Source organism: Psychrobacter sp. NPDC078501 (genome assembly GCF_044900935.1).
In the GTDB taxonomy this organism is placed as follows: Bacteria; Pseudomonadota; Gammaproteobacteria; order Pseudomonadales; family Moraxellaceae; genus Psychrobacter.
The window spans coordinates 21156-30177 of record NZ_JBJDOS010000014.1; the positions used below are offsets into that span (position 1 = coordinate 21156).

Annotated in this window: 8 protein-coding genes and 1 pseudogene; 7 read left to right on the plus strand and 2 right to left on the minus strand. The window is 38.3% G+C overall.

Going from position 1 to position 9022, the window contains the following annotated elements:
* Positions 1–59 precede the first annotated feature (59 nt).
* On the minus strand, positions 60–1034 hold the full coding sequence (locus ACI2IW_RS13405; protein WP_404693937.1) for a hypothetical protein: 975 nt from the start codon (positions 1032–1034) through the stop codon (positions 60–62).
* 604 nt (positions 1035–1638) lie between these two features.
* Between ACI2IW_RS13405 and ACI2IW_RS13410 the strand changes: the two genes are divergently transcribed.
* The gene (locus ACI2IW_RS13410; protein WP_114701980.1) at positions 1639–2235 is read left to right on the plus strand and encodes a recombinase family protein; all 597 of its coding nucleotides are present in this window, start codon (positions 1639–1641) and stop codon (positions 2233–2235) included.
* Between the two features lie 164 nt (positions 2236–2399).
* On the plus strand, positions 2400–3983 hold the full coding sequence (locus ACI2IW_RS13415) for a Fic family protein (protein WP_114701979.1): 1584 nt from the start codon (positions 2400–2402) through the stop codon (positions 3981–3983).
* A gap of 316 nt (positions 3984–4299) precedes the next feature.
* On the opposite strand, the pseudogene ACI2IW_RS13420 reads toward ACI2IW_RS13415, so the two are convergent.
* Positions 4300–4832: pseudogene (locus ACI2IW_RS13420) on the minus strand (recombinase family protein); the annotation flags it as partial.
* A 337-nt stretch (positions 4833–5169) separates the two neighbouring features.
* Between ACI2IW_RS13420 and merR the strand changes: the two are divergent.
* The 5 genes from merR to merA all read left to right on the plus strand — a co-directional run bounded on the left by merR (position 5170) and on the right by merA (position 8367).
* Complete coding sequence (gene merR, locus ACI2IW_RS13425; protein ID WP_008110844.1) at positions 5170–5622, plus strand: Hg(II)-responsive transcriptional regulator; 453 nt, start codon at positions 5170–5172, stop codon at positions 5620–5622.
* A gap of 187 nt (positions 5623–5809) precedes the next feature.
* The gene (locus ACI2IW_RS13430) at positions 5810–6157 is read left to right on the plus strand and encodes a mercuric transporter MerT family protein (protein ID WP_016899520.1); all 348 of its coding nucleotides are present in this window, start codon (positions 5810–5812) and stop codon (positions 6155–6157) included.
* 46 nt (positions 6158–6203) lie between these two features.
* Entirely contained in the window at positions 6204–6488 is a 285-nt protein-coding gene (gene merP, locus ACI2IW_RS13435; RefSeq protein ID WP_008110847.1) for a mercury resistance system periplasmic binding protein MerP, read from the plus strand.
* Positions 6488–6907 carry an organomercurial transporter MerC gene (gene merC / locus ACI2IW_RS13440; RefSeq protein ID WP_008467331.1) on the plus strand — a complete coding sequence of 140 codons (420 nt, stop codon included), beginning with the start codon at positions 6488–6490 and terminating at the stop codon, positions 6905–6907. The genes merP and merC overlap by 1 nt, the downstream gene beginning before the upstream one ends.
* A gap of 20 nt (positions 6908–6927) precedes the next feature.
* Complete coding sequence (merA, locus tag ACI2IW_RS13445) at positions 6928–8367, plus strand: mercury(II) reductase (protein WP_404693938.1); 1440 nt, start codon at positions 6928–6930, stop codon at positions 8365–8367.
* Positions 8368–9022 lie beyond the last annotated feature (655 nt).

Below are 9022 nucleotides of genomic sequence, written 5' to 3' on the forward strand. Positions count from 1 at the left end.
ATATATTCAGTATTTTGAACAACATATTACTAATAATATTAAACCAAATATGTATATTTTTAATTGCTATTACAGCCTAAATCACTCACTAACTTAGTATCTTTACTCTTAATTGCTTCTAAGCAAGCAGCATATTTCTGTTTTACGAGTTCTAATTTAATTGTCTGTTCTAAGGCGGAAATTTCGTTCTGATTGGTAGTTGAAGATCTGCTATATACTGAACCAACTGCAGTAAAGACTGATGTTATAATTGCAGACGGAATTTTTGCTACTGCTAAAGCTTCACCATCTACATCTTGCTTATATTTTGTTGGAATACCGTTTTCAAAAGTAAATTCTGCGCTATTATTGGCAAAAAATGATTTAGATATTGGAAGAAATGATGTTGTGGAATACGATGGTGAAAATACTATCGATGAAAAATTTAGATCGCCAATCGTACTACCACTACTTATCGTTACTCTATAAGGTTCGTCTTGTCGATAAAATATGCCAGAACTAGATACTTCCATCTCCTCGGTATTCTCTACCCCTTTATTCTCCGGCCCTTCTTTTTTAATAGTTACTGAAAGACCACATGGGTTATATTCACCTTCCGATTTATATATAAAAACATGTTCTGTATCAGTATTACAGCCGATCGGCGGAAACAAACCAGACCCTAAAGACGGTTTGGTAAAATTACCATAACTAGTTGCTAGATTACTGAATATATCTGTAACGTTACTAGTAGTCTTTGATGTGACAGTGGTTAATAATCCGCTTTCAGTTATCGATATATCTGAAAAGTTTTTACCCATTATATTTTTATTGTGGTTTAGCACATATCTTTTTGATAGATCAGGATATGATGGTGTCGTTTCAAGCGCAACCTTAGTTATATTACTAGCTTCTATAGTAACTTTAACTACAATATCTTTTTTAGGCATGTAATAAGACAAGCCGTGAACATGACTCGAATTTTTATTTTCAAAAGAGGTTATGCTCGCACAGGAAGTTATACACAAAGTAGCAATGACTATTAATATTTTCATCTAGTTATCTCCCATGTATTGTATAGTGCTTCTTACCTGATTTATCTCTGCATTACATCCTATTGTTTATTATTTAGACACAAACTATATTACGCTTAATTTTTAATTCTTTATACTAATAAGAAGTCAAACCACTTCAGCGTTTTGGACGCTCATCACTTACATCTACTTTAGATTCTTGCCGTTTCAGCGCTAAATAGTGCTGATGCTGTTCGTTAGACCTCTCATTTGGCCGTTTTACAGAATTCTTAGTTTGACAATAGATAAATCCTAAACTGGTATAAAGTAGTGTAAGACTTATAAGGAAGCGTGTACTGCTCAATATTTTCTATCTCAACTTATATGTCTTGCTCTTTATAGTCATCAATATCAATATCTGTATATTCATTATTAGAAGTATACCTCAAGAAGACCAAATATTTCACCCTTCAAACCTATTAATAGACCACTTAAAACAATCTACCGTTTCACTATACCCAAAACATAAAACTTCTAAACGATAACCTATCTATCATTTGACTTTTATTTGATATTAAATGATAGTAATATCTTGCTATTATCAATGAACATCAATTATTAAGTCTAACTGATACAAAGAGGTATTATGACCGTTCGTATTTATGTGAGAGCCAGCACTAAGGATCAAGACGCTACTAGAGCATTAATAGATTTGGTTGCCTTCAGTAGCCGCTATGGTGATAGCTATGTTGATTACGTTGAGCACTTCAGTGGTACAAAGCTCGATAGACCAATCTTAGCTAAGTTGCTAAAGGACGCCGAGCAAGGCGATATTTTATTGGTTGAAAGCGTGGATAGATTAAGCAGACTATCTCAAGATGATTTTTCGATTCTAAAGCAGCGTATTAAAGATAAGGGCTTACGATTGGTGGTGGCTGATCTACCAACCACACATACGATGAGTGACGGTATGACAGGTGAGATCCTAAAAGTGATTAACGATATGCTGATCGATTTATTAGCGACCATGGCAAAGCTTGATAATGACAAGCGTAGAGAGCGCATTAAACAAGGATTGGCCAACAGTGGCTATAAACCCACTGGTAAGAAAGCCAATACCGCAAAACACAATCGTATTAAAGCATTGGCTAGTCAAAACAATATGACAAAAGAAGAGATCGCTAAGGCGGTTGGTGTTGGCGTAGCTACCGTTTATCGTGTCTTAAAGCAGGTCAATAGCTGAGGTATTTTAAATATCGACTCAACGTGACCTTTGGTCTTGATTTAAAGGCATCGCAACGTCATAAGAAAATCGTTTTAATGCAATAAGGCTTTATAATAATCATTATATTGCATTCATAATTGTTTTTGCGCAAAATGGCTTATCTATAATCGCTTGAGCCACTCATGATGAATACCCCTATCTCAGATCCTATTGGCGCAGCATGGCTTGTCCGTTATGCCAGCATAGAGCTGGTTTCGCCTTTATATGTCAGCAGTAGTATCGGTGGGCGCAGACAAACCTATAAAGACGGTGACGTCATTCATAACGCTTATCAGGAAACCGCACGTCCACTGGACACTATCATTGCGCACTTACAGTTTCACATGCGTCATGAAGTACTGAATTTAGAGTTACTGGTTCGTCTATTTGAGCAGATAGGGGCAAATGACGTGCAAGCATGGGTAAACGCTGAGCCGACAGGCAGCTATGCCCGTAGAATGGCTTTCTTGTATGAGTGGCTCATGGATAAGCATTTAGAGGTACCGAGTAATATAGGCGGTAACTATGTGGATGCTTTGGATACCAAGAAGTTGGTTACTTCAAGTCCTTCGCAGGTCATCAAGAACGCTCGCTGGCGTATCAATGACAATCTAGCAGGAACCCGTCATTTCTGTCCGATGCTGGTAAAAACAGAGGCCTTTACGCAAGCAGCTGCACTCGATATTGCCACAATGGTTGACAAACTTAACGATGAATTTGGGCAAGACTTACTGATGCGCGCCTCCGTATGGATGACCCTACGAGAGAGTAAAGCCAGCTTTACTATAGAAGGTGAGGGAAAAGAGTTAAAACGCATTGAACGTTTTGCCGATGTGATGGCACGGCGTACCGGCACCGGTGACATTCCGCTTGATCCTGAATCACTAGCAGAGTTGCAACAAGAGATACTCGGTAGCAAAACGGTTATCCAGCAGTATGGTGTCCGTCAATCACCAGTTTTTGTGTCGCATACTCAGGTCAATGGCTTTAAAGAAATTGTGCATTATATTGCTCCACCAGCTGATGACATTGCTGATAAGTTAGAAGGATTACAGGTATTTATGGAAAAGACTGAGGGACAATCAGCACTGATGCGTAGTGCGGTTGCCTCCTTTGCCTTTGTATATATTCATCCGCTGGCGGATGGCAATGGCCGTGTACATCGCTTTTTAATTAATGACGTCCTCAGGCGAGACCAGGTCATTCATGAGCCGATTATCCTACCTATATCACAAGCCATTGCCGAGCATCCCTCAGACCGGCATGCCTATGATAAGATTTTAGACCGTGTCTCTGTGCCGCTCATGAAGCAAATCCGTGATCATTACAGCTTTGATAAACAGGCAGTTACCTACCCTGATGGTATTCGCTCAAACTTAAATTTTGGAAATACTCACCTGATTCAACCTGCATGGCGCTTCATGGATCTAACGCCTCACGTTCAGTACTTATCAGGACTGATTGCTCATGTTATTGAAAAAGAGATGCATAACGAGTCACAGTACCTAAGAAAGCATGACCATGCACGACTGGCGATAAAAGAGATTGTTGAGATGCCCAACAGCTATGCCGATAGAATCATTCGCAGCATGCTACAAAATAAGGGTGCTAAAAGTAATAAGCTACTGAAGGATTATCCGTTTTTGGCAAATGATGAGGTTTGGGACGATATTTTCTCTATCGTTGTAGAGACCTTTAAAGATGAAGCAGATGGTTTGAATAGTTAGACGAACCCTGCTATACGCAGGAAAGTCTGCCTTGATAATCAAGCTCAAGCTAGTCTCAATATTATCGTTCCAATGATGATTCGTTTGTAAAACGATTCGGCGAAAATACCGTAGCCTGAAAAGTAATCAATATTTTTCTTGACCCTATTCAAGCTAATAAACTACTAAAAATAGAATATGTTAAAGGAACTTTGATAACAGATTACTTTTGTTTGACAAGAATTATTACAGCTCCTAAAATTTGAGTATTTGAGTATTTGAGTATTTGAGTATTTGAGTATTTGAGTATTTGAGTATTTGAGTATTTGAGTATTTGTTTAGCTATAACAGCTATCAGCTGACGCGAACACTTAGCTGTAGCTTGTATTTCAGAATAGCTATGCCCAGATTTTAGGAGGCTAGCAATAATCTTACGCTTTTCGGTATCTTTCCTACGCCCTAAATATTTACCTTCTGTCTTAGCATGAGCAATACCTTGCACCTGACGGTTATGTCGATCTTTATAGTCCTTTCTAGCAATAGCAGCGAGCATATCAAGCATCATCGAATTAATGGACTGTAATACGCTGCTCATAAATTCAGTGCTGCTCTCAGATTGAGGCGTCATATATGAGGTCGGTAGCTCTTTTGATACTACCCCAGATTCTTTTCTAATAGCATTCTTTTGAGAGTATCCCAATCAGCTTGGTTTAAACGTGCTAAGCGGTCAATCTGCTCTACCAAAATTATATCGCCTTCATAGGCATCATCGATCACTTACATTAACTGTGGACGTATTAAAGTTGCGCCTGATTCGTTTTCGACATAGAAGGCGGCAATTTTGTGATCATGATCAGTAGCAAACTGTATAAGCTCGTTTTTGGTACGCTTGGCATCTTATTCTTTGGTAGACGCTCGTAGACACGCTCTGATAAACATAAACACGTACAATAGTCTGTTATAAGTAGTTCCATTACAGCAGTCTATTTTAAGTCGTCTATTAATCGGTTTTTGATGCCTTTTAGATGGTTCCCTTGGGGTATACTCATGTAGAACTGCATGTAATAACACTAATTTGGACTTTGATAATGAAAAAGGATAAACCATACATTGTTGTGGTTTAATATTGTTGTAACAACGGTAACTTTACTTATTTAATAGAAGAAAAAACAAAATCAATTAGCGATGTTTAAACTGGTATTCATTGATGGTCACTTTAATTAGATATAAAGTAAGTAAACAAAAAGTCAGTAAGGTAATTGATAACGTGTCTAAACGAACCATAAGTATGTTGGCTAAAGAACTGAGTGTAAATGTCGAAACAATTCGCTTTTATGAACGCAAAGGCTTAATTAAACAACCACCAAAGCCTATGCAGGGCTATAGACATTACCCGAAAGAAACGGTAAATAGAATACATTTTATCAAGCGTTCTCAAGAATTAGGTTTTACGCTAAATGAGATTGAAGGGTTACTTGCGTTAAACGATAGTCCATGTAGTAAAGTACAAGAATTAGCTAATAAAAAACTGATCGCAGTACAAAAAAAGATGGCTGACTTGTTGTTGTTAGAACACGCTTTGGAAGAACATTTAGGACAATGCCAAAATAATGATGACGATAGCCACTGCCCAATAATTGATTCGTTGCAACCGAAGTAAATGATTCACTTAACTACCATTTCCCACTAAAACAGCATATCCAATTTTACTTCTGCGCCTTAATTCAAGTTAGCTTATTCCCCGTATCTGTCGTAGCAGATTATCAAAGATAAATTTTTTATAAATCACCCTTGACTCCGTACTTAGGTACATGCAATACACTTGCATTATCTAATGAGGTATCTATATGAATCAAAAAGAATCAAACCTTCCAATGATAGGAGGCATCATAGCAGCATTAGGCGCAGGCGTATGCTGTGTAGGTCCTTTGCTCCTGTTATTACTTGGGGTAAGTGGCTCATGGATTGGTAATTTAACTGCATTTGAACCCTATAGGCCATTATTTATCGCATTTGTAGTGTTGTTGTTTGGTTACTCAGGTTGGAAAATTTACCGTCCTGTAGAAGAGTGTGAGCCGGGAACGGCCTGTGCAATTCCTAAGAAACAGCAACAACGAAAAGTCATTTTCTGGCTGAGCGCTATAGTTGCGACAATTTTAGTGACCAGTAATTATTGGATACTTTTGTTTGCTTAATATACAGATCAAGAAATTTATAACATTTTAAAATTTGGAGCTAATTATGAAAAAATTATTATTAACCGCACTGCTTTCACTTTCTAGTTTTGGTGCTTTTGCTGAAGTAAAAACAGTTACACTGGAAGTGCCAACGATGAACTGTGCGACATGTCCAATCACAGTTAAAAAGTCATTAGAAAATGTTGATGGCGTTGAAAATGCGAAAGTTACCTACAAGCCTAAGCTAGCTGTTGTTTCTTTTGATGACACTAAAACCAACATCAATGCATTAATTGCAGCGACTACCAACGCTGGCTACCCTTCAAATTTAAAAAGTGAAAATAAGTAATATTTAGCCCCTTAGAACTAGTTACGCGTATCGGAGATAAAGCAGGCTCTATAGGTGCACTTGTTTCGGCAATGGGATGCGCCATGTGTTTTCCCGCGATAGCTAGTCTTGGTGCGGCAATTGGGATGGGATTTCTTAGTCAGTGGGAAGGGGTATTTATCAATACGTTGTTACCACTGTTTGCAGTATTAGCGCTGGCAATGAATATCTTAGGCTGGTTTAGCCATCGTCAATGGCACCGTAGTTTTATCGGTTCAATTGGCCCCATTTTGGTTTTACTCTCTTTATACCCTTGGTTCCAGTACGGGTGGAGTTCATACGTTACTTATACGGGGCTAGGACTAATGGTTGCTGTATCAATTTGGGACATGGTTTCTCCTGCGAATAAACGCTGTGATGATGAAACTTGTACCGCTTAACTTTTTAAGAGGAATAAAATATGTCAACGAATAGTTGTTGCTCGCCAAATGACATCCAGCCAGAACAATTACATGTAGCCATTATTGGTAGTGGTTCAGGGGCCTTTGCCAGTGCGATTAAAGCAGCAGAAGGCGGAGCAAGAGTTACTATCATTGAAGGAGCCGATGTAATCGGAGGTTGCTGTGTAAATGTCGGCTGTGTTCCTTCAAAAATATTGATCCGTGCTGCGCAATTAGCGCATCAGCAACGTACTAACCCGTTTGATGGTTTAGAAAATATTCAGCCACAACTTAGCCGCTCCTTATTAGCACATCAGCAAAACGCTCGCGTCGAAGAACTACGCGATACTAAATATCAACGTATTTTAGAGAGTAATCCCGCGCTATCTTTACTTAAAGGTTATGCACGTTTTAAAAATCAAAATACCTTGCTAGTTCACAAGTCTGATGGTAGTGAAGAAGAGCTGGTTGCAGATCGCATTTTAATTGCAACAGGCTCTACACCAAGCATTCCGCCAATTAAGGGTTTAGTTGATACACCTTATTGGACATCAACAGAAGCCTTATTTGCAGAAGAGTTACCGAGTAGTCTAGTTGTCATCGGCTCCTCCGTTGTTGCTCTGGAAATTGCGCAAGCTTATGCCCGTTTAGGTAGCCGTGTGACAATTCTAGCCAGACATACCCTTTTATATGCTGAAGATCCGTTATTAGGTGAAAAACTGGCAGAGTGCTTTGAAAAAGAAGGTATTAGGGTACTTAATAATACGCAAGCAAGTCATGTTTCTTATGATAGCAATGGTTTTTCATTGGAAACTAACGAAGGAACATTAATCGCTGAAAAATTGCTTATCTCTACGGGTCGCCATGCAAATACTGGAAAGCTTGGTTTAGAAAATGTTGGTGTTGAAACAGATAAAAGTGGTGCCATTGTTGTTAATAGTATGATGGAAACATCAACAGCTAACATTTATGCCGCTGGAGATTGCTCCAATATGCCACAATTTGTTTATGTTGCTGCTGCTGCCGGAAGTAGGGCTGGAATTAATATGACAGGTGGAAATGCGCAACTCGACTTATCTACCATGCCTGCTGTTATATTCACCGACCCACAAGTTGCTACGGTAGGTCTAACCGAAGTACAAGCTTCAGCGGTAGGAATAAATACGATAAGTCGTGTACTTGATATGGAAAACGTACCAAGAGCTTTAGCAAATTTTGAAACGGATGGTTTTATCAAGTTGGTAGCTGAAGAATCCACGGGAAAACTGATAGGCGCACAAATTTTAGCCCATGAAGGCGGAGAACTGATTCAAAGTGCGGCTCTTGCTATTCATAATAAAATGACAGTCGAAGAATTGGCAGGTCAACTATTTCCGTATTTGACGATGGTTGAAGGATTGAAGTTATGCGCTCAAACCTTTAGCAAAGACGTTAAAGAGCTATCTTGCTGCGCAGGGTAATCATTTAACGGTAATGTACTTACAGAAATGTTAATGGAGTGCCATTAATAGCTGTTATTTCAAATAATTTTCTAGCGGTTTTTTCTCAAAATCTTCAGGATACATAGTAATAAAATTCTTCATTTCATTTCTGAATGTGTCTGTATCCCGCTTACCCTCGCCTGACAAACGATGGTAATTATTATAGTCCGCTTCAAATTTCTTTGAGCGCACGATAGGAGGCTGCGCAAAATTCATCCCAGTAGTGCTATGACATTTTTAGAGTGTATCGACTATATAAGGGTAAGACTTTTTAACGCTGTCTCTTGTTTTTTTTCTAAGGCTGTGAATTTTTTCAATAGTTGGCTGAGTCTGTGACACTGTATTTTCCTTTTGTTATTATCAATAAAGAATTTATGGATTATTCAATTTCTCTATAATAATGGCTCTACGCAGAGCTTTTAAGTATTGAGTTTTAAGACCTAAAATGAGTGAGTACCTATACCAGTCATACATTATCTTCCAGTTCACATTTTATAAACATACTCAAGTATAAAAAGTATGTTTCCGTATAGAGTGACTACGACGCTAGTTCATTTTGTTTGTGATAATCGGCATCAATGTGCTTATTTATTACGCTTACTTTCTAAAAATATCATGTCAATTATAATCAATG

Excerpts from the sequence above, each read along its gene's own strand:
- ACI2IW_RS13410 (WP_114701980.1), top strand. The coding sequence starts at position 1,639 with ATGACCGTTCGTATTTATGTGAGAGCCAGCACTAAGGATCAAGACGCT.
- ACI2IW_RS13415 (WP_114701979.1), top strand. The coding sequence starts at position 2,400 with ATGATGAATACCCCTATCTCAGATCCTATTGGCGCAGCATGGCTTGTC.
- merP (WP_008110847.1), top strand. The coding sequence starts at position 6,204 with ATGAAAAAATTATTATTAACCGCACTGCTTTCACTTTCTAGTTTTGGT.
- ACI2IW_RS13405 (WP_404693937.1), bottom strand. The coding sequence starts at position 1,034 with ATGAAAATATTAATAGTCATTGCTACTTTGTGTATAACTTCCTGTGCG.
- merR (WP_008110844.1), top strand. The coding sequence starts at position 5,170 with ATGGTCACTTTAATTAGATATAAAGTAAGTAAACAAAAAGTCAGTAAG.
- ACI2IW_RS13430 (WP_016899520.1), top strand. The coding sequence starts at position 5,810 with ATGAATCAAAAAGAATCAAACCTTCCAATGATAGGAGGCATCATAGCA.
- merA (WP_404693938.1), top strand. The coding sequence starts at position 6,928 with ATGTCAACGAATAGTTGTTGCTCGCCAAATGACATCCAGCCAGAACAA.